The 18,285-nt window shown below is 57.3% G+C and carries 18 protein-coding genes and 1 tRNA gene; 10 read left to right on the top strand and 9 right to left on the bottom strand.

Annotated elements, in window-relative coordinates; translation table 11 throughout:
- Positions 1–4: 4 nt before the first annotated feature.
- Positions 5–520 carry a regulatory protein RecX gene (locus HWX74_RS05615; RefSeq protein ID WP_176012616.1) on the bottom strand — a complete coding sequence of 172 codons (516 nt, stop codon included), beginning with the start codon at positions 518–520 and terminating at the stop codon, positions 5–7.
- Between the two features lie 163 nt (positions 521–683).
- Here HWX74_RS05615 and HWX74_RS05610 point away from each other — a divergent pair, with 163 nt between their 5' ends.
- The 4 genes from HWX74_RS05610 to HWX74_RS05595 all read left to right on the top strand — a co-directional run bounded on the left by HWX74_RS05610 (position 684) and on the right by HWX74_RS05595 (position 3,888).
- A complete protein-coding gene (locus HWX74_RS05610; protein ID WP_176012615.1) occupies positions 684–1,295 on the top strand; it encodes an HD domain-containing protein in 612 nt (203 codons plus the stop codon).
- Positions 1,296–1,297: 2 nt separating this feature from the next.
- Positions 1,298–2,542, top strand: coding sequence for a serine/threonine-protein kinase (locus tag HWX74_RS05605; protein WP_176012614.1), 1,245 nt, complete (start codon positions 1,298–1,300; stop codon positions 2,540–2,542).
- A gap of 71 nt (positions 2,543–2,613) precedes the next feature.
- A complete protein-coding gene (locus tag HWX74_RS05600; RefSeq protein ID WP_176012613.1) occupies positions 2,614–2,991 on the top strand; it encodes a hypothetical protein in 378 nt (125 codons plus the stop codon).
- Positions 2,992–3,159: 168 nt separating this feature from the next.
- Positions 3,160–3,888, top strand: coding sequence for an SIMPL domain-containing protein (locus HWX74_RS05595; protein ID WP_176012612.1), 729 nt, complete (start codon positions 3,160–3,162; stop codon positions 3,886–3,888).
- Between the two features lie 19 nt (positions 3,889–3,907).
- On the opposite strand, the gene HWX74_RS05590 is transcribed toward HWX74_RS05595, so the two are convergent.
- The 3 genes from HWX74_RS05590 to HWX74_RS05580 form a co-directional block, all read right to left on the bottom strand.
- Positions 3,908–5,026, bottom strand: coding sequence for an aminotransferase class V-fold PLP-dependent enzyme (locus HWX74_RS05590; protein WP_176012611.1), 1,119 nt, complete (start codon positions 5,024–5,026; stop codon positions 3,908–3,910).
- Between the two features lie 111 nt (positions 5,027–5,137).
- Positions 5,138–5,557, bottom strand: a complete 420-nt coding sequence (locus tag HWX74_RS05585) for a hypothetical protein (protein ID WP_176012610.1) — start codon at positions 5,555–5,557, stop codon at positions 5,138–5,140.
- Between the two features lie 28 nt (positions 5,558–5,585).
- The gene (locus HWX74_RS05580) at positions 5,586–7,433 is read right to left on the bottom strand and encodes a glycosyltransferase family 39 protein (RefSeq protein WP_176012609.1); all 1,848 of its coding nucleotides are present in this window, start codon (positions 7,431–7,433) and stop codon (positions 5,586–5,588) included.
- 187 nt (positions 7,434–7,620) lie between these two features.
- On the opposite strand from HWX74_RS05580, the gene HWX74_RS05575 reads away from it, so the two are divergent.
- A tRNA-Val gene (locus tag HWX74_RS05575) sits at positions 7,621–7,697 on the top strand.
- 684 nt (positions 7,698–8,381) lie between these two features.
- On the opposite strand, the gene HWX74_RS05570 is transcribed toward HWX74_RS05575, so the two are convergent.
- From HWX74_RS05570 to HWX74_RS05555, 4 genes are all read right to left on the bottom strand, one after another.
- Positions 8,382–8,894 carry a hypothetical protein gene (locus HWX74_RS05570; protein ID WP_176012608.1) on the bottom strand — a complete coding sequence of 171 codons (513 nt, stop codon included), beginning with the start codon at positions 8,892–8,894 and terminating at the stop codon, positions 8,382–8,384.
- Entirely contained in the window at positions 8,891–9,679 is a 789-nt protein-coding gene (locus tag HWX74_RS05565) for a hypothetical protein (protein ID WP_176012607.1), read from the bottom strand. The genes HWX74_RS05570 and HWX74_RS05565 overlap by 4 nt, the downstream gene beginning before the upstream one ends.
- Before the next feature lie 254 nt (positions 9,680–9,933).
- Positions 9,934–10,785 (bottom strand): proline/glycine betaine ABC transporter permease, encoded by an 852-nt coding sequence (locus HWX74_RS05560; RefSeq protein WP_176012606.1) that lies wholly within the window; start codon positions 10,783–10,785, stop codon positions 9,934–9,936.
- Positions 10,782–12,008, bottom strand: coding sequence for a glycine betaine/L-proline ABC transporter ATP-binding protein (locus HWX74_RS05555; protein ID WP_217704860.1), 1,227 nt, complete (start codon positions 12,006–12,008; stop codon positions 10,782–10,784). Before HWX74_RS05555 ends, HWX74_RS05560 begins: the two co-directional genes overlap by 4 nt.
- A 538-nt stretch (positions 12,009–12,546) precedes the next feature.
- Between HWX74_RS05555 and HWX74_RS05550 the strand changes: the two genes are divergently transcribed.
- Positions 12,547–13,452, top strand: coding sequence for a LysR family transcriptional regulator (locus tag HWX74_RS05550; RefSeq protein ID WP_176012605.1), 906 nt, complete (start codon positions 12,547–12,549; stop codon positions 13,450–13,452).
- Here HWX74_RS05550 and mgrA read toward each other — a convergent pair.
- Positions 13,408–14,400 (bottom strand): L-glyceraldehyde 3-phosphate reductase, encoded by a 993-nt coding sequence (gene mgrA, locus HWX74_RS05545; protein ID WP_176012604.1) that lies wholly within the window; start codon positions 14,398–14,400, stop codon positions 13,408–13,410. The genes HWX74_RS05550 and mgrA overlap by 45 nt on opposite strands.
- 186 nt (positions 14,401–14,586) lie before the next feature.
- Between mgrA and HWX74_RS05540 the strand changes: the two genes are divergently transcribed.
- From HWX74_RS05540 to HWX74_RS05525, 4 genes are all read left to right on the top strand, one after another.
- Complete coding sequence (locus HWX74_RS05540; RefSeq protein ID WP_176012603.1) at positions 14,587–15,117, top strand: phosphoribosyltransferase; 531 nt, start codon at positions 14,587–14,589, stop codon at positions 15,115–15,117.
- A gap of 147 nt (positions 15,118–15,264) precedes the next feature.
- The gene (locus tag HWX74_RS05535) at positions 15,265–15,567 is read left to right on the top strand and encodes a hypothetical protein (protein WP_176012602.1); all 303 of its coding nucleotides are present in this window, start codon (positions 15,265–15,267) and stop codon (positions 15,565–15,567) included.
- Between the two features lie 81 nt (positions 15,568–15,648).
- Positions 15,649–17,184, top strand: coding sequence for an NAD(P)H-hydrate dehydratase (locus HWX74_RS05530; RefSeq protein ID WP_176012601.1), 1,536 nt, complete (start codon positions 15,649–15,651; stop codon positions 17,182–17,184).
- 152 nt (positions 17,185–17,336) lie between these two features.
- Positions 17,337–18,254 carry a DMT family transporter gene (locus tag HWX74_RS05525; RefSeq protein ID WP_176012600.1) on the top strand — a complete coding sequence of 306 codons (918 nt, stop codon included), beginning with the start codon at positions 17,337–17,339 and terminating at the stop codon, positions 18,252–18,254.
- The last annotated feature ends 31 nt before the right edge of the window (positions 18,255–18,285 follow it).

Here is an 18,285-nt window from a genome sequence, read left to right as displayed (position 1 = left end):
AAATTCAATCGTCGAAGTCATCGGACCGGCCCTGCAATTCCGGAAAATGGGCGATTACCGCCCGGATCGCTTCCGGCCGAAAACCGCGGCCGGCCAGAAAACGGCACAACTTTTCCCGCTTGCGCCGCCAGTCGCTTTCCCGCGCCAACATGCGGAGTTTGAATTCGGCCGCCCGGATGGCCCGTTCCGGCTCGTCCTTTGCCAACTGTGCCAGGGTTTCCGCCGTTTCTTCCGGGGCGATACCCTTGCGGCGCAGGTTCAACCTGATGCGGTAACTGCCGCAACCGCGATCGGCCAGTTGGGTGGCGTAATCGCTGGCGTATTGGCGGTCGTCGAGCAAACCGAGCCGTTGACATTCCGCCAGCGTCAAACGGACGATTTCCGGTTCGAACCCGCTTTTTTTCAATTTATTGCCCAACTCGTTGACCGTGTGCCAGCGCATGCCCAGGCAGCGCAGCGCCCGCTCCATCGCCAACTGTTTCTGCGCTTCGAAAAGTTCCCCGTTTCGGTCGAAATCCATGATCCGAATTACCGCTCCCGTCAAATATTCTTGTCTTTGCTTGACAATATGGCCCGAAAAATGCTTTTTACCAGTATTTGATTGGAAAAAAACTTGCGTTGTCCCGCAGAACAACTTATATTCTGAGGAAAGAATATTGTAAAATTGCCAGTGAGAGGAAAGTATGAATTACCAGTCTGCGTCGGAATATGCCATCGGTCGTTTGCGGCGGGAATTGCCGGGCATTTTTTTGTATCATTCGATTCGCCATACCCGGGCGGTGACCGCCGCGGTGGAGGAGTTCGGCCATCTCGAGCAATTGAGTCAGGAGGACATCAAACTGCTGCAGACGGCCGCGGTATTTCACGACATCGGCTACATCGTCACGGCCCGCAACCATGAGGAGGCGTCGGCGCAGCTCGCCGGCGAGGTGCTGGGCGGATTCGAATATTCCGAAGCGGAGATCGTCCGGATTCAGGGGTTGATCCGGGCGACGGTTTATCCGGCCAAGCCGAAGGATGTGCTGGAAGCGGTGATCTGCGACGCCGATTTGGAATACGTCGGCCGCAGCGCTTTTTTTGAATTGTCACAATTGCTGCGCCTGGAATTGTTCGCTTTCGACCGGAGTTTCTCCGAGCTGGAATGGCTGAATTATGAAATCGAATTTTTGTCGGGAGTTAATTTTTTCACTTCGGCCTGCCGCCGCAGCCGGATGCCGTTGAAGAAAATTCATCTCGAAAAGTTGAAGGCATGGCGTCGCATCCTCGTTGAAAACAATAATCGGAACAGGATTTGATTATGAAAAAGATCATCAGCAAGGTCGAATACGAGATTGTCAACCTGATCGGCGAAGGCGGCATGGGAGCGGTCTACAAGGCGAAAGCCAAAGGGGTGGCCGGCTTCGAGAAGATCGTTGCGATCAAGACGTTGTTGGCCAAATATGTCGATGACGCCACTTTTGTCACCCGTTTCATCGCCGAAGCGAAGCTGGTGGCCAATTTGATCCATGAGAATATCGTCCAGATTTATCAATTGAACCGGGAGCACGACGGGTATTATTTCATCCTCGAATTCGTCGACGGCATTTCGCTTTACGACTTTATGGAGTACCATCGCAAGTTCAAGCTGACGTTGCCGTATTCGCTGGCCGTTTTCATCACCAGCCGGGTGGCCCGCGGCCTGGCCTACGCGCACAGCCGGCTGGACGGTGCCGGCAATCCGTTGGATATCGTCCATTGCGACGTCTGCCCCCACAACATCCTGATCAACATCGAGGGGGTGCCGAAGCTGACTGATTTCGGCATCGCCAAGGCGGCCAATCTGGATGACGACGGCAAAGTTTCCGGCAAAGTGGCGTTTATGGCGCCGGAGCAGGCGACCCGCCATCGCAAGGTGGATTTTCGGGCCGACATCTATTCGCTCGGCATCGTTCTCTTTTATCTGTTGTCCAACCGGATGGCGCGCCATATCGAAAAGACTGTGCCGGAAATTCTCGAGCAGGCGCGCGAGAATTTCATCGACTGGGAGCGGCTGCCGAAGGATTTGCCGCCGGAATTGTTGGACATTCTGCACAAAATGCTGGCGGCGGACCCGCGCGACCGCTATAACGATACTGCCGTCCTGGCCCGCGACCTGGAATATTACATCTATAAGGACGGCTACGGCCCGACGATCGTCACGCTGGCCAATTACATGCGGGAACTGCTGCCGGCCCGGTTCGGCGCCGCGGCCGCCGATGCCCGGTTGACGCCGCCGCCGGGCGCCGCCGGAAGCACGGCGGAAATTGAAAAGACGGCAGTGATGGCGCCGGAGGCCGCGGCGGGCGGAACGGCGGTGCCGATGGAAGACCGCACGGTCATTCTCAGCCAGGAGGAGTTGAATGCCTTGTCGCAATTTTCCCGTGGTCGGACGGATGGCGCCCATGACGGGCGGACGCTGGTTTTGTCCGAGGAAGAGCTCGACAAACGCAAGGCTCCGGAGGACGGCGACGAGCCGGATCATACCATTCTGTTCTTGACCGATGACGATTGCGAAACAAAATAAAACTCCGGCGGCCGTGAGGTCCGGCCGGGCGGCGGCGGCGAAAAGGAGGGGTTGAAATTCTTTCTGGAATCATGTATGGCTATGCCGGGCTGCTGGCATTGGCGACCCTGAGCGATTTGGCGATGTGGAACCGGTTGAAAAAATTCCGCTGGTTGTTGGTCTACGAGATGTTTTCCGGGCTGTTTCTGGCGGTGTCGACCGTCATTTATTTCACCCCGGCATGGACGGCGGCGGTCGCCGGCTGGTATCTGACCCCATTGGTGGCGGCGGTGCTGGCCGCCGATCTCTGGCTGACCGTCAGGAGCACCCTGCCGCAGCGGATGGTCCGGGAATTGACCGGGGACGAATCACCGGACAGCGGCGCCTACAATGCCGAAATGTTGGCTTTGATCATCGGGGCGCCGGGTTATCTGTGCGCCGTATTGCTGGCGGCCGAATATTACGTCTGAACCATCCGGCGTTGACCCATATTGCCGGCCGGCGGTCATCATCGCTTTTTTTCGATATTTTTATCCGAAACAGGCTTGCATATTCCTGGTTGAAAGAGTAATAATACCACCTCGTTCCACCCTGACTTTCAGCCATCAACAACCGTACCGGAAAAGGAGTCCGCAAAAATGAGAAATCGCATGGCCATGTTTCTGCTCGGCGCCACGTTGGCGCTCGGTTTCGCTCTGTCCGCCTATATCATCGCTCAGGCGGCGGTGAAAGTGACGCGGAACAACAATATCTGTGTCAAAGGGTCGGCCATGCGACTGGTGAAATCGGATTACGGCATCTGGTACGGCAGTTTTTCGACGCGCAATCCGGTGCTCACCGACGGGTATGCCGAACTGGCCGCCGATCAGGAGCGGGTGGAGGCTTTTCTCCGTGAGGCCGGCTTTGCGGCCGAAGAAATCGTCTTCGAGAGTGTCGACGTGATGGAAAATATGCAGCGTGACGCCAAAGGCATTCCCACTCAGACGGTGCTGGATTATTTGCTCACTCAGCAGGTGGTTGTTTCCAGTGAGAAAGTGGAACGGATCGAAAAAGTTGCCCGGGAGTTTACCACGTTGATTCAAGCCGGTGTCTTACCGCGTTCCAATGGGGCCAGTTTCATCATTCGCGATCTCGATAAATATAAGATGCAGCTTTTGTCCGAAGCGACCCGGAATGGGGCGGAACGGGCCGGCGTGCTGGCGAAAAATTCCGGCGGCAGCGTTGGCGGGCTGATTTCCGCGTCGCAGGGCGTCTTCCAGATCACCGCCCCCGCTTCCGGCGCGATGTCCAGCTATGGAGAGTATGACAAATCGACGATCATGAAAGAGATCAAGGCGGTGGTTACGCTCGAGTTCCGGGTCGAGTAAAATTCGCCGCCAATCAAGATCAGTAAGACGCCAGCACCTTCTGCAGCACTGAAACGAAGGTGCCGAGTTCTTCCCGGGTGGTATGACGGTCGAAACTCAACCGCAGTCCGGAATAGGCGTCTTTGGCCCGATAACCGAGCGCCAGCAGCGCGGCGCTCGGTTTGGGGCTTTCCGCCTGGCAGGCGCTGCCGGCGGCGGCCAGGATGCCGGATTCCGACAGCATGCGGACGACGACGGCGCTCTGGTAACCCGGCAGCAGCAAATGGCAGATGAAAGGCGAATGCGGCGCTTCGGGGGCCAGCGTCAGTTTCACCGGAAGCCGGACGAGTTCCCGGCGCAAAAACTGTTGCAGCGATTCCAAATGCGCCGCCGTGGCAATGCGCCGCTGGCATTGCAATTGCACCGCCCGGCTCAGCGTCAGCATTGTTGCCGATTCCGGCCGGCCGCAATGGTAGTCGGTGTGGCGGTAGGCAACGAGCGGCGCTTCGAAGAATTTGACGGCGCGTTTGCCGTTCAGCAGCAGGGCGCCGCCGCCGGGAGCGCCGAGCTTATGACCGGAAACGGTCAGGAGATCGACGTCGTGTAACGGCTGCAGGTCCAGTTTGGCCGCCGATTGGATGGTGTCGGCCAGCAACAGCGCCTGCGGAGCCCGCCGCCGGACGATGGATGCCAGTTCCGGCCAGTCCTGCTGCAATCCCAGTTCGCTTTGAACATGATGGATGGCCACCAGCCGGGTGTGGGCGTCCAGGCAGTCGGCGAAATGATCCGGATCAAAATAACCGCCCGGACAGTTGACGGTTCGGTATTCCAATCCGGTCCGCCGCAGGGCCGCCGTCAAGGCCGGGTGTTCCAGCGCCGTGGAGACCAGATTGCCTTTCGGCCAGACCGGGGCGGTCAGATAGCCGAATGCGTCGCTGCCGCCGGCCGCCCAGGCGGCTTCCCGCTGTTCGCCGTTTGCTGACGGCAGCAATGCGGCGAAAAGTTCTGCCGCTGCGGTTGCCAACTGCTGCCGGACCCGGTAGGCGCCGGCATGGACCGCCTCCTGATTGGCATAATATTCCGAGGCGGCGGCACAGAAATAGTCCAGCAGTTCCTGTTCCGGCCGCATCGCCGCCGCATGATCGAGGTAAATCATCATTCGTGTCGGACACCTTTTTCTGTTATCTCCACGTTTGTGGAGGGCGTTTGCAGGAACCCGTTCAAGTTCTTTCAACTGCATTGCAACACTTTTTCAATGAACGTTTCAGATTCAGGTCAAGCCAGATGCGCGTGCCTTGCTGATGTTCTTATTCCGAATTTTTCCGGCAAAATCGTACAGTCCGCCAAAGAGATAAGCGTGAATCTGCTGTAACCATTTGACGCTTCCCGGTTCAAGACTGGCAAGCCAAAGGAGATCTTTCTGTTTCAAACAGTCAGTCAAATATTTTTTCCCATCCGCCGTCGTCATTTTCAGGTGGCTACGCGCTGTAGTCAACTGAGCATGATCTTGCTTGAGCCGCGTTTTCAGTACGCTCCAATATTTGCGCAGGTTGGCGCTTTCGGTCAATACTCCCGCAATATCTGCCACGGAGAATGGCCATTGATTGGAGTCATTCTCCCAAGCGGCTCGCACCTCGCGGTCATTGAAAAAGCGAATGGAAATTTTTGCATTCATGCCTTCACCAATCAATCACGCTCTTCCCTTTCGACATTTTTTTTCAAGGCCGGGCTGGCCGGAACAGTCGCATCACCCATTCGGCGCCGAGCGCTTCTCCGTCCAGTTTGCTCCGGCCGTAATCGCGTTGACAATCCGCCAATACGGCGATGTCGCCGGCAACGGATTTTACTGCCAGCGTCAGGTCGTTGCCGGCGTTTAAAACGACTGGAAAACGGGCGGTTTTCAGCGCCAGACCGGAACGGAATTCCGCTGCCGGAAACTCCACCGTCCGGTCGGTGCCGTTCAATGAGAACTGCAGCCGGCCGGGTTTTGACGCCAGAAAGGTGATTTCCACTTCGGCGGCCGGTCCGGCTGCTGCGGTAAGCGGCGGAAAGTTTTTGACCAGCTTCATGCCGGATTTCAAATCGACGCCGACCCACTGGCCGAAGGTCTGCGGGCCGTGGTCGAGCTGCATCCATTCGCCGGTTTCAAGGCGTTCGGTCACACCGTTGGGCCGGACCAGACACATGACGCAGCTTTCCAGAAACGACCGGTAATAATCGAAAGCGGCAAAGGTGATAAAAGCGCCGAACGCCAGCGCCAGTCCGTAGCGCCAGTAGATCCTCCGGCCTTGCCGGCGTTTGCGCCAGAAAACAGTCAGTCCCCAGGCGCCGGCTACGGCCAATATTGGCAAAATCGGCGCCCGGAAACGCGATAAATTGTAAAATGCCGCGACCGCGACCGCATAGGCGATGATAAAATAACTGAGTAGAAAATAGCCCAGAGAATGCTTTTGCCAGGCGCGTGGCAACAGCCAGACCAGTCCGGCCAGCGCCAGCAGAATGATCAGGCCGCTGGAAGCGACTGCCAGCTTGAACAACCCGGCTTGGGTGCCTTCTCCGGCAAATGAAACATTGTTGGGAATTTCCCGGTAATCGAAAAACAACAGGAATTTGCGCGCCTGAAATTCGAGGAACGCCAGCGGCTCGCGGCCGGCCCAGTCCAGTATGCGCCTCGGAATGGAAACCTCCTGTTCGGTGGCCATCCAGCTCTGATAAAGGCGCGGGTATTCCATCGGTCCGGCCGGCAAGCCAGGTTCCCGGCCGCCGGGCGGGGCTTCCGGTGTATTGCCGAGTGTCAGTACTGCGCCGGCCGCCGTTGAAGGGCCGGTCAGCGTTCCGCGTATGCGGGAATTGTGAACGATGAAGGGCAATTGTACCAGTAAGACGCCGCCGAGCAGGAGCAGCGCAAAAACACCACCGCGGCGGAAATTGTCGCGGCGGCGATGCGGCGGCGAAGTTTTGAATTGGCGACGAAAGAGGACGAAGAGAAGGCCCGGCAGCAGGAAGTAGACGTTACCGCGGGTCAAAATGCTGCAGCCGGCCACCAGGCCGACCGCCAGCCACAGCCGGCAGCGGTTGCGGCGGATTGCCAGCAGCGTCAGATAAAACAGCAAGGCCAGCCAGAATGCCTGCAATGTGGCGATTTGATGAAAAGGCGTATAGAGGACCAGCGCGGCGGAAAACGCCGTCAGCAGCGCGGCGATCAGGCCGGTCCGGCGGCCGCCGAGCCGGGCGCCGCTCAAACCGGCTAGCCCGATGGTTGCCGTTCCCAGTAAGGTCTGAGCCAGGACGACCGCCCAGACGGAACCGTTGAACAGCCAGTATAAACCGGCGAGAAAAACCGCATAATAAAACGGCTGGTAATAAAATTCTCCCTGAAAAGAGCCGTTGGCGATCTCGGCGGCCAGCGTCATATAGGTTTTCAAATCCGTCTGAGCTGAAGGGGTGAAAACGCTGTTGCGGCCGTCGTTGAAAGTTGCCAACTGCCAACCGACGCCGAGTCGCAGCAGCAATCCCAACAGGACGACGGCACCGAGCAGCCAACAGAATTTTTGTTTTGGTGTCATTCTTTTTTTCCGGTCTAGCGGTGATCAATGAGAGAAATATACCTGTTTGACCGGAATTCGTCAAATGCCGGAAGGCGGATCGTAATTTTTTTCGGTTCCGGCATGGCCGGTAAAAAAATCGAAATTATTTCAAAATCGGATTTCCAAAAATAAAATCAGCGGCTATAGTATAGTTCCATCATCTCACGGGCGATTAGCTCAGCTGGCTAGAGCGCTGCTTTCACACGGCAGAGGTCGAGGGTTCGAGTCCCCCATCGCCCACCACTCTTTTTTGCCTTTTTTACGATGTTTTGAACTCAAAATGAGTTCAGAATACCGTTTCTGTTTCTCCTGCCGTACATCATGTAACAAGGCGTTTTTGGGTGTTCTCTGAGCAGGAATTAGAACATTTTTAAACATTGTTCCGGCACTCTTCCGACATCCGTTCCCGGTCTCCCCTGTTGCGAAGTCTTAATCACATCCTCTCGTCAATAAATGCTACAATGCCATAATTCGAATGGAGAACCAAAATAACGAACGATGCATTAGCCTGAATATTGCATGAAACTGAAAAAAAAGACGGGCAATCTGTCGATTAACACATTATATTGTAATCGCTTATAAAACAGTATAACGTGGAAGATTGCCCATGACAATGTGTAGTGTTGCCAATTCAGTCTTTCAAGGGCCGAACCGCAAATTGAATACTAATGAAAAGCCAATCACCAGGTTCGTGAAAAGCATTTTTCACAAAACCGGAAGCCTCATGCAATATTCAAACTAACATAACACTGATTCCGAGGATTGGAAGCCGAGAGTGGCATAAAACGGCACAAAACCTTGTATTCTGAGGTTAAAATGGTATCCCAAACGGAAATTAATCATAACCGTTCCAATTCACATTGCCATCGGTCAAAAAGTTCACTTCCGCAAATCTTCATAGTTCTGCGCATTTTGAAATTTTCAGCCTTATTTTCTCGCACAAACCGTCTTCACAATTGAAAAATTGATTTGAAAAAAGGAGGCGGGGGTGAGTGCCGAATCTTGGCCGGGCCGGATTTTTTTCAAATCGGCTGTAAAAGCCTGTTTGTTCCAGACAATATGCTGCAGCACATTGAAATACCGCGACATGATATGTTCGAGTTTGCCGGCAAACGACGGCCATGCGAATACATAAATGGCGGCATTGTGGGCCAGCTTCGGCCGAACCATCTGGAATATCTCATCGAGCAACCGGCCGAGCTGCGAGCGATCGAGCTTGTCCCAGGCGGCGTCGACGACGCGGGAATACGGCGGGGCGGGCAATAGGAAAACGAACGCCCCGTCCAGATGCGCGACGATTTCGCGGCAGTCACCGCAATAAAGCGTCGCGTATTGATCCTGGTAAAACGGCGTCGGTTTCGGCCCGGCAGCGGGTGTCGGAGTACCGGTTGTCCCGATACCGCGACAGCCGCCGCCGGGCGGCGACGATGTTGTTTTCATGTTCTTGGTGTTCCTCCTGGTGTTGGTTTGGTGATGATATCGAGCCGCGCCTTTTGCGCGGTTATGACTTCGGTCTGGGCGTTTACGGCGTCGGCCTGCTCCATGCCGCCGACCTCCGGGTGGGTGTGGGCGGCCAGCGTTTCCAGCGCGGCAATTACGGCCGCCATATATTCGGACAAAATCGCCAACATATTTTCGGCGCTGCTGCCGAGCCAGATTTGCGGCGCGGTCGCCGACCAGGCGGCCGCGGCTTGCTGGGCGATCGCAAGTTGCGCCTCCAGCCTGATATCACCGGCATATTGCCCGATCGTCCCGCCGGCGCCGTCGGAGATGTCGCCGGGAGTGGTGCGCGTCCAGTTGCCGGTGGCGTCAACCTCCTGGTAACTGATTTTTGAGTGTTGCCAGCGTTGGCTCAAACCATCGCAGGCCGGCAGCGCAAGGTTGTCCGGCAATACCGACCGGACAAACGGCAGGCTTTGCCGCCCGAACGCAAAGGCCAGTTCGACGATCGTGCCCGGCAGCGGCAGCGCCGCGAAGCCGCGTTCCGGCGCCGCGCCCTGGAGCGCCACCGGCACGTCGCGCAACAGCGGCATAGCGTCGTCAACCGCCAGCTCCGGCGTCAGCAGCCGCACGTCGACGGCGTAGCGCGGCCGCTCCGGCGCGCATCGGCCGCCGTCCGCCGGCGGATCCGGAATGTTGACGACGACCGCGAGTTGCGGAAAATAGGTTTTGCTCTCCAGCTCCGGCCAGAGCCGCAGCGCAATTTTTTTGATAATCTCTTTCATAAAAACTCCCATTCGTTTTTCACGAATCGAAGCGGAACTGCTGTCACGGCCTCACCATCCTCCCATACAGAGTAGTCGATTAATCAGTCGCTCTCTACGGTGGCGCTCTGGTTTACAGATCTGACTAATCTCCTTTCCGGGGTCGTCATCGTTTCTGATGCGCCTCATTGAAACATTCAGTCTGCAACCTGTCCGCTTCCAAACGTGTAAGTTAATCGCCATAAATTACACGCAGAAAGCTGATTCCGCGAACGTCAGTTATTTATCATACCATCTCCTTTTGCCGAAGCGGTGCCGAGGCGTTGAAGCGTGCGGTCCAGAATCACCGCCAGGATGACGATGGCGACACCGCCCTCGAAGGCGATTCCCTTTTCGCCGTTGCAGATCGCTTCCCAGACGGTACAGCCGACGCCTTTCGCGCCGACCAGCGAAGCGATGACCACCATCGAAAGCGCCAGCATCACCGTCTGGTTAAGGCCGCTCAACAGCGATGGCCGTGCCAGCGGCAACTGCAGGTCGACCAGCCGGCGCCAGGACGATGCCCCGAAAGCGTCGGAACACTCCAGAAGTTCGTCCGGGGTATTCTCCAGGCTGAAAACGGTCATGCGGATCATTGGCGGCAGCGCAAAAATCACCGTGGCGAAAACGCCCGCCGTGTTGCCGATGGAGAAGAATGCAATGGCCGGTACCAGATAGACGTAAGCCGGCATCGTCTGCATCACATCCAGCAGCGGCATCGTCACTTTTTTCATCAGCGGATGGAACGCCAGCAGGATACCGGCCGGCACTCCGATCACGACGGCCGCGGCGGTGCAGAAGAGCACCAGCGCCATGGTCTCGACGGTCGGCTCCCAGAGGTTGAGTCCCTGGATGAGCAGCATGCCGGCGACGGCTCCGAACGTCAACGTCCGGCGTTTCGTCGCCACATAGATCAAGGCGCCGAAAACGACGAGCGTCACCACCGGAGGCGGCGCCAGCAGAAAATCCTTGACCGCCTCGACCGAACTGTCGACGCCCGCCGCGCATGTCCGGGTGAGTCCGGAACAGCGTTCCACCGTTGCATTCAGCAGCAGTTCGAAATAGTTACCGATCGGAATACGGATCATTGTACACGCTCCTTGCTTTCTACACACTCTCCGGCCAGCGCCGCCAGCAGTGAACCGGCGGTGATGACGCCGCAAAAACGGCGCTCCTCGTCGACGACGGCGATCGGAAGTGAATTTTCCCCCATCAGTGCGACGACTTCCCGAACCGGGGCGTCGAGCGGCACCGTTTTGATCTCGACCTCCATCAGTGCCTGCGCAGTGGTTCCATGATCGTTTCCGCATGCCCGGATCTTTCGCGCCCAGACGATTCCGTAGATTACTCCCTGCTTGTTGGTGACGAAGAGAGAGGAGAGGCCGCTCTGCCGGATTTTCCGCAGCATGGTCTGCGGACCATCGGTGAGATAGATGCTGTCATAACCTTTTTTCATGATCGCGCCGGCAGTGACGATCTTGCTCTTGTCGGCGGCGTCGCCGAATTTACGGACGAAACCGTCAGCCGGATGCGAGAGAATTTCCTCCATGGTGCCGATCTGGGCGATCCTGCCGTCTTTCATGATCATCGCCCGGTCGGCCAGATAAATTGCCTCGTCGAGATCGTGGGTGATGAAGATCATGGTCTTGCCGAGCTTCTGCTGAAGAGCCCGGAGTTCCCGCTGCATCTCGCGCCGGATCAGCGGATCAAGCGCGCTCAACGCTTCGTCCATGATGATGATCTCGGGATCGGCGGCCAGCGCCCGGGCAATGCCGACACGCTGGCGCATTCCCCCGGAAAGCTGGTCCGGATAGTGATGTTCATAGCCTTTTAACCCTACCAGTTCGAGCACTTCGGCCGCCCGGGCGTTGCAGCCGGCCGGCGGGAGCCCGGCCAACCGCAGCGCATAGCCGGCATTCTCGAGAACCGTGAAGTGCGGGTAAAGCGCAAAATGTTGGAAAACCATTGCGACTTTGCGCCGCCAGAGCAGCAACTGCCTGCGTGGCAGCGCGGTCACATCGGTTCCTCCGACAGTCACCCGGCCGCAGGTCGGTTCGATCAGGCGGTTGACTGCGCGGATCAATGTGCTCTTGCCGCTGCCGGAGAGTCCCATGATGACGAACAATTCACCGCGGCCGACTGAAAACGACACATCGGCGAAGCCGATATTGCAGCGGGTCGCCTGAAACACTTCATCCCGGCTTTTTCCGTGGCGGAGAAGCTCCAGCGCCCTCTTCTCATTGTGTCCGAAAATCTTGGTCAAGTTTTCGATCTTGATCTGTTCCCGGATATGCTCTCTGATATGATCCATAAACCTTCCTCGTTGTTAGGTTTCTGGACAGCATTTGACATGCCAACTGTATTTCCCCGCTCAAACCGTACCGGAATTTCGCCCGGCCGACTGCATTCTGCAATCCGGCGTCCCCGGAATTTGCATTCTGCAAGGCCGGCATGGAAACGTTCGAATTACCTCGATTGTTATGACCAGGGTATTCTGGACAATTCCGACTGGAATTTCAGGTATTCTCCTGTCGTTTTCGCCGTCCCAGTCGTGCCGCTTGCCGGTAAATATTCCGAACTTCTGGAGTGACCGTTCGTGGTTGAAAAAGCCGACGTCGCCGGCGGCGTCATTTCGTAATGTCTTCCGCTCAGCATAATCGTTGTGCGGCCATTCGTCTCGTTTCATGCGGGACAAAGCACCCTGTCTGAAAAATCGGCAAAATACAATCGCGACGGTCGCAGTTTGTAAAACGTGGATGGCGCGGTATTTTATCCCCAATGATGCGGCGGAAAAATTTGACGATGATCGGAAAAAATGCGGGGGGAATGACGTGCTGGTAGATCGCAAGTTGAAAATATTTCATTTAGCATCGGTGCTGCATAATTTCACCGAGACTGCCGCGGCCCTGGGAATGTCGCAGCCGAATGTCACCCAGCAGATCGCCCAGTTGGAAGCCGAACTGGGAACCCCGCTCTTTGAACGCGATGGCCGGCGCTTGCGGTTGACGCCGGGCGGCCGGGCGTTGCAGGCGGAGTGCGAATCGTTGCTGGCGGCCGAAGATCAGTTGATCCGTCAAGTGCAGTACGCCGCCTCCGCCATCCGGCATTACCGGCTCGGAGCGACGATGACGGCCGGCGGTTACGTGCTGCCGGGATTTCTGGCCGCTTACAGCGAGCTGCATCCCCGCTGCAATTTGAGTTTGTATATCGCCAACACCGACGAAATCGCCGACCGGTTGAAGAAGCACCAGCTTGATCTGGCACTGGTGGAGGGACCGTTCGACCGCAATTATTTCTTTGCCGAACCCTGGGTGCAGGACGAACTGGTAGCGGCCGGCCAGCCGGGATTTGCCGCCGCCGAATTTTCGCTGGCGGAAGCGATTGCGGCCGGCCGGCGGCTGATTTTACGGGAGCCAGGTTCCGGCACGCGGTACTGTTTCGACCGCTTTCTGGCTGAACGCGGCCTGCCGGCGCCGGACATTCGGGCTGTCCAGGAAGTCAACGGTTTTGAAGCGCTCAAGCAGTTGGTCAAGCTGGGATTCGGCTTCACCGTCATTTCGGAACTGGCGATCCGGGAGGAGCTTGCCGCCGGGACGCTGGCGGCGGCAAGATTTACCGAAGGACGGTTGCTCCGCACCATGCATTTCATTTATATGCCGCACGAAAACCTGAAGTTTGCCGAGCGGTTCATCGCCTTCTGCCGCCGGCGGTTACCGTCCGACGATCGCGTCGATCGACGCCAGCTCCGAAGTTGAGAACTCCAGATTGTTCAAACAGCCGGCGATGTCGACGAGCTGCTGCGGTGAATGGGCGCCGATCAGCGCCGAGGTGACCGCCTTCTGGTGCAGGACGAAACTGATTGCCATCTGGGCCAGCGTCTGGCCGCGCTGCTGCGCCAGTTGATTGAGTTCTCCGATCTTTTGCAGCACTTCGCCGGTGATCATCGACTCCTTCAGGAAGTGATTGCGGCTGGCGCGGGAATTGGCCGGAATGCCATGCAGGTATTTGTCGGTCAGCAGTCCCTGGGCGAGCGGAGAAAAGACGATACAGCCGATTTTTTCTGCCAACAGGGTGTCGAACAGGCCGTTGAATTCAAAATCGCGGCAGAACAAATTGTAGCGCGGCTGGTGGATGATGAATGGAGTGCGCATTTCCCGCAGCAGCCTGGCCGCCTGGCGGGTCAGTTCCGGCGGGTAGGAGGAAATGCCGACGTAGAGCGTCTTGCCGCTGCGCACCAGTTGATCCAGGGCGCCCATCGTCTCCTCCAGCGGCGTATCCGGATCCGGGCGGTGGCTGTAAAAGATATCAACGTAATCCAACTGCATCCGCTTCAGGCTCTGATCGCAACTGGCGATCAAATTTTTCCGGGATCCCCATTCGCCGTAGGGCCCCGGCCACATCAGGTAACCGGCTTTGGTCGAGATAATCATCTCGTCGCGGTACGCCCGGAAATCCTGTCGGAAAATTTGGCCGAACGTCGTTTCCGCCGAACCGGGTTCCGGCCCGTAATTGTTGGCCAGGTCGAAGTGGGTGATGCCGAGGTCGAAAGCCTGTTGCAGCATCGCCCGGGCGTTTTCGTAAACATCGACACTGCCGAAATTGTGCCACATGCCCAGCGAAATGGCCGGTAATTTCAAACCGCTGGCGCCGCAGCGGCGATAAGGCATCGAGTCGTAACGGTCTGCTGCTGGTTGATACATCATCATTTCCTGTCGTTTTTTTTTTAATGCAGTGTTGTTGTTGAAATAGTATCACCGCTTTGTCGTTATGCAATGGCATTCGGCCGGAAAATCCGGATTCTTTTGACATCGGATTTGCAAACCGCCGTCGGCATCGTTATGGTATGCCGCCGCCATCGCCGGCTTACAACTTGGGAACGGAAACAGATCATGCAGCTTTTGATTGATGAAAATCGTCTGGCCGCCCGGATTCGGGAACTGGGAGAGGAACTCTGCTGCTTTTACCGGGGAAAGCCGCTGACGGTGGTCATCGTGCTCAACGGGGCGTTGTTTTTCGCCGCCGATTTGCTGCGCCATCTGCAGTTGCCCGAACTGCAGTGCGACACTTTCGCGGCCGGCAGTTATTGCGATGACCGCAGCAGCGGGCGTCTGGAAATTCGCGCCGACGTCAAGCTGCCGGTCGCCGGCCGGCATGTGCTGATTCTCGACGATGTGCTGGACACCGGTTTGACGCTGGGCGGTATTGTCGGGTTGTTCCGCCGGCGGGCGGCCGCCAGCGTTCGAACCTGTGTGCTGCTGGAAAAAGACCGGCCGCGGTCGGCCGCGGTAGTGCGGCGGGCCGATTGGCGCGGGTTTGCCGTCGCCGATTGCTATGTGGTCGGTTACGGCCTGGATTCGCGGGAATTGTTCCGGCAACTGCCCTATATTGCCGTATTGGACGCCGGAGAAGAAACACTGTAATTTGATATATAGTTCGCTGCCGCTGCCGGAAAAAAGATAACGAAAGTTTGCGGTTTCATATTGTAATCTTCCGTAACCGGTTTTATTTTATGGCATGGCAGGGTTTCAGGAAATTTATCAAAAGAATCAAGCAGGAGTGTTATCACAATGTCGCCTCATTATCTGGTCGTGATTGCCGTTGGAATTACGTGGATTATACTGCTGGTCGCTCTCTATAAGTTTTTCAAATTCTGCAAGCAATTTCTGGAGCTCAAGAATACGTTGGAATCCGATTTGCTCGGACTGGTGTCGCAGTTGAAGAAACTGCAGGCCGAGGTTACCGAGTTCACGCTGGAGCAGCAGCGGACCAACCGGCTGACGATCGAGATGCTGGAAGTGCAAAAATCCGGCATGATTGCCGAGATCATCGAAGAGACCATCAATGCCGCCGATGAGAAGAACGGCAACTGAGCCGCCTTATCATAAAAGTGTTTCCTTGCCGGTGTGGGCAGCGCACCGGTTTTTTTATTTTGAAAAGGAGGAAGTCGAGCCGTGCGGGTGGTAACCGTTGAACAGATGCGGGCGCTGGAAGCGGCGGCGTTTGCCGCCGGAACGACGCCGGAAATCTTGATGGGCGAGGCCGGAAACAATGCCGCTGAAGTGATTGCCGGCTTCTGCCGGAGTCAATTGCCGGGGGCTTTGCGGCGGGTGGTGGTGCTTTGCGGCAAAGGCAACAACGGCGGCGACGGTTATGTCGTTGCCGGACGTTTGATGGAATTGTTGCCGTTGCCCGTCACTGTGATTACTCCGTTCGCGGCGTCGGAATTGACGGCAACGGCCCGTCATTATGCCGATAATCTGCCGTCATCCGTTGAAGTCCTTCAGCCGGAACGCCTTTCCTCCGGCGATTTGCGGCGGGGCGATTTGATCGTCGATGCTTTGCTGGGCACCGGCGTTGCCGGTGCGGTCCGGCCGCCGTTTGAAAATTACATCGAGGTTGTCAACCGGGCGGGATTGCCGGTGGTGGCGCTTGATACTCCGTCCGGGTTGAACTGCGATACCGGAATTTGCGAAAATTGCTGCATTCAGGCGACGATGACCGTCATGATCGGCCATCCGAAGATTGGGCAGTTGCTCCGGCGCGGACCGCAGCAGTGCGGTTTGCTGCGCCTGGCTCCATTGACTTTGCCGGCGGATGGTACGGCCGTTGACGGGGCGCCGCAGATGGTGTTTGCCGCCGAAATTGCCGGGCAGTTGAAGCCGTTGCCGGTCGATGCGCACAAGAATACCCGCGCGCGGGTATTGGTGCTCGGCGGCAGCGGCGAATATTATGGCGCGCCGGTGTTGAGCGCCGTCGCCGCGCTGCGCAGCGGCGCCGGACTGGTCCGGCTCGGATTGCCGGAGCTGTCCGGCGGCTTGACTCCGTTGCCGGCGGCATTGATCGTCCGGCGGCTGCCGGCCGGCGGCAAGGCGGATTTCAATGCCGCCAGTGTCGCTTCCATGCTGGAATTGGCCCGGCTGAGCAGCGTTATCGCCGTCGGACCCGGACTGGGAAACGCGGCCGGGATGAAGGATTTTCTGGCGGCGGTATTGGCGCTGCCGTTGCCGGTGGTCCTCGATGCCGATGCGCTGAACCAGTTGGCGCAGTCGCCGGAATTGTGGGACTCGCGCCCGGCCGGCGCGGTCCGGGTGTTGACGCCCCATCCGGGGGAAATGCGGCGATTGCTGCAGGGGTTGCGGCTGGCGGTACCGGAGGATGAACACTGGCGCTGCCGGGCCGCCAAAGTACTTGCCGCCAGGTTGCAGGCGGTGGTGGTGCTGAAGGGCAACTTGAGTGTGGTTGCCGGACCGGATGGCCGGATCAGCTTCAATTCCAGCGGTTCACCGGCGTTGGCTACCGCCGGCTCCGGCGATTGTCTGACCGGAGTGACGGCGGCGCTGCTGGAGGGGGACGGCTTCGCTTCGACGGTGCGGGCGGTTTTTCTGCATGGCCTGGCCGGTGAAATCGGCGGTCCTGGTTTGATGGCCGACGACTTGCCGCAGTTGATCCGGACGGCGCTCCGGCAGCTTACGGCCGGAGTTTTCTGAAAGACCCGTTCCGGAGCTGGCCGGAGAAAGAATACCGCATTTGACGGAAGCCGGAACCGGATGTATCTTTAATAGCATTCTATCGGGAGTTCTTCGATCATCACGACGGAGGGACTCTCCTTTTTTTATTCCTGAAATTTGGAAAGGCCGCTATGAGCGATAAGGTCAAAGGATTTTTGTTCGGCGCCGTTGCCGCGGCCACTTACGGGATGAATCCGCTTTTCGCGTTGCCGTTGTACCGCGAAGGCTTGAATGCCGATTCCGTGTTGTTCTACCGTTATACATTGGCGATTGTCATGCTGGGGATCTGGATGAAACTGCAGCGACAATCCTTCCGGTTGAACGGAAACGAAATTCTGCCGCTGGTGATCGCCGGTTTGCTGTTTGCGGCCTCTTCGCTGTTTCTGTTCCTCAGTTACCGGCATATGGATGCCGGCATCGCTTCGACCATTCTTTTTGTCTATCCGGTGATGGTGGCGGTCATCATGGCGTTGTTTTTCCATGAGAAAGCCACTCCGGTGACGGTGGCCAGCATCGTGCTGGCATTGTCCGGGATTGCATTGCTGTACCGGGGCGGCGATGGCGGACCGTTGAGCTTTGCCGGCATTCTGCTGGTCATACTGTCGGCGCTTTCCTATGCGATTTATATCGTCGGGGTCAAGCAGTCCGCATTGAAAAATCTGTCGGGCGCCAAGCTGACGTTTTATTCATTGCTGTTCGGGCTGTCCATCTATATTGTCCGGCTGGATTTCTGCCTCGGATTGCAGGTGGTGCCCTCCTGGCAAAGCTGGGGGAACGTTGTCGCCATCGCCCTGCTGCCGACGGTGGTTTCGCTGTCGTGCACGGCGTTGGCCATTCATTATATCGGAGCGACGCCGACCGCCATCCTCGGCGCGTTGGAGCCGGTGACCGCCGTGTTTTTCGGCGTGGCGGTATTCGGGGAATCGCTGACGTTTCGGTTGGTGGCGGGGATTCTGCTGATCATCGTTTCCGTCTCGCTGATTATCGCCGGCCGGACGGTGCAGAAATCGTTGAACGAGTTATTCCGCCGGTTGTTCCGACGGGCCTGAAACAGGTATTTTCAAAAGATTTGCGTTCAAA

This window comes from Victivallis sp. Marseille-Q1083, from assembly GCF_903645315.1.
Classification (GTDB): domain Bacteria; phylum Verrucomicrobiota; class Lentisphaeria; order Victivallales; family Victivallaceae; genus UMGS1518.
This window is presented reverse-complemented; position numbering and strand designations above follow the sequence as displayed.

What these genes read in the sequence shown, in the direction of transcription:
- HWX74_RS05615 (WP_176012616.1), bottom strand. Translation starts at nt 520, where the DNA reads ATGGATTTCGACCGAAACGGGGAACTTTTCGAAGCGCAGAAACAGTTG.
- HWX74_RS05610 (WP_176012615.1), top strand. Translation starts at nt 684, where the DNA reads ATGAATTACCAGTCTGCGTCGGAATATGCCATCGGTCGTTTGCGGCGG.
- HWX74_RS05605 (WP_176012614.1), top strand. Translation starts at nt 1,298, where the DNA reads ATGAAAAAGATCATCAGCAAGGTCGAATACGAGATTGTCAACCTGATC.
- HWX74_RS05600 (WP_176012613.1), top strand. Translation starts at nt 2,614, where the DNA reads ATGTATGGCTATGCCGGGCTGCTGGCATTGGCGACCCTGAGCGATTTG.
- HWX74_RS05595 (WP_176012612.1), top strand. Translation starts at nt 3,160, where the DNA reads ATGAGAAATCGCATGGCCATGTTTCTGCTCGGCGCCACGTTGGCGCTC.
- HWX74_RS05590 (WP_176012611.1), bottom strand. Translation starts at nt 5,026, where the DNA reads ATGATGATTTACCTCGATCATGCGGCGGCGATGCGGCCGGAACAGGAA.
- HWX74_RS05580 (WP_176012609.1), bottom strand. Translation starts at nt 7,433, where the DNA reads ATGACACCAAAACAAAAATTCTGTTGGCTGCTCGGTGCCGTCGTCCTG.
- HWX74_RS05570 (WP_176012608.1), bottom strand. Translation starts at nt 8,894, where the DNA reads ATGAAAACAACATCGTCGCCGCCCGGCGGCGGCTGTCGCGGTATCGGG.
- HWX74_RS05565 (WP_176012607.1), bottom strand. Translation starts at nt 9,679, where the DNA reads ATGAAAGAGATTATCAAAAAAATTGCGCTGCGGCTCTGGCCGGAGCTG.
- HWX74_RS05560 (WP_176012606.1), bottom strand. Translation starts at nt 10,785, where the DNA reads ATGATCCGTATTCCGATCGGTAACTATTTCGAACTGCTGCTGAATGCA.
- HWX74_RS05555 (WP_217704860.1), bottom strand. Translation starts at nt 12,008, where the DNA reads ATGGATCATATCAGAGAGCATATCCGGGAACAGATCAAGATCGAAAAC.
- mgrA (WP_176012604.1), bottom strand. Translation starts at nt 14,400, where the DNA reads ATGATGTATCAACCAGCAGCAGACCGTTACGACTCGATGCCTTATCGC.
- HWX74_RS05540 (WP_176012603.1), top strand. Translation starts at nt 14,587, where the DNA reads ATGCAGCTTTTGATTGATGAAAATCGTCTGGCCGCCCGGATTCGGGAA.
- HWX74_RS05535 (WP_176012602.1), top strand. Translation starts at nt 15,265, where the DNA reads ATGTCGCCTCATTATCTGGTCGTGATTGCCGTTGGAATTACGTGGATT.
- HWX74_RS05525 (WP_176012600.1), top strand. Translation starts at nt 17,337, where the DNA reads ATGAGCGATAAGGTCAAAGGATTTTTGTTCGGCGCCGTTGCCGCGGCC.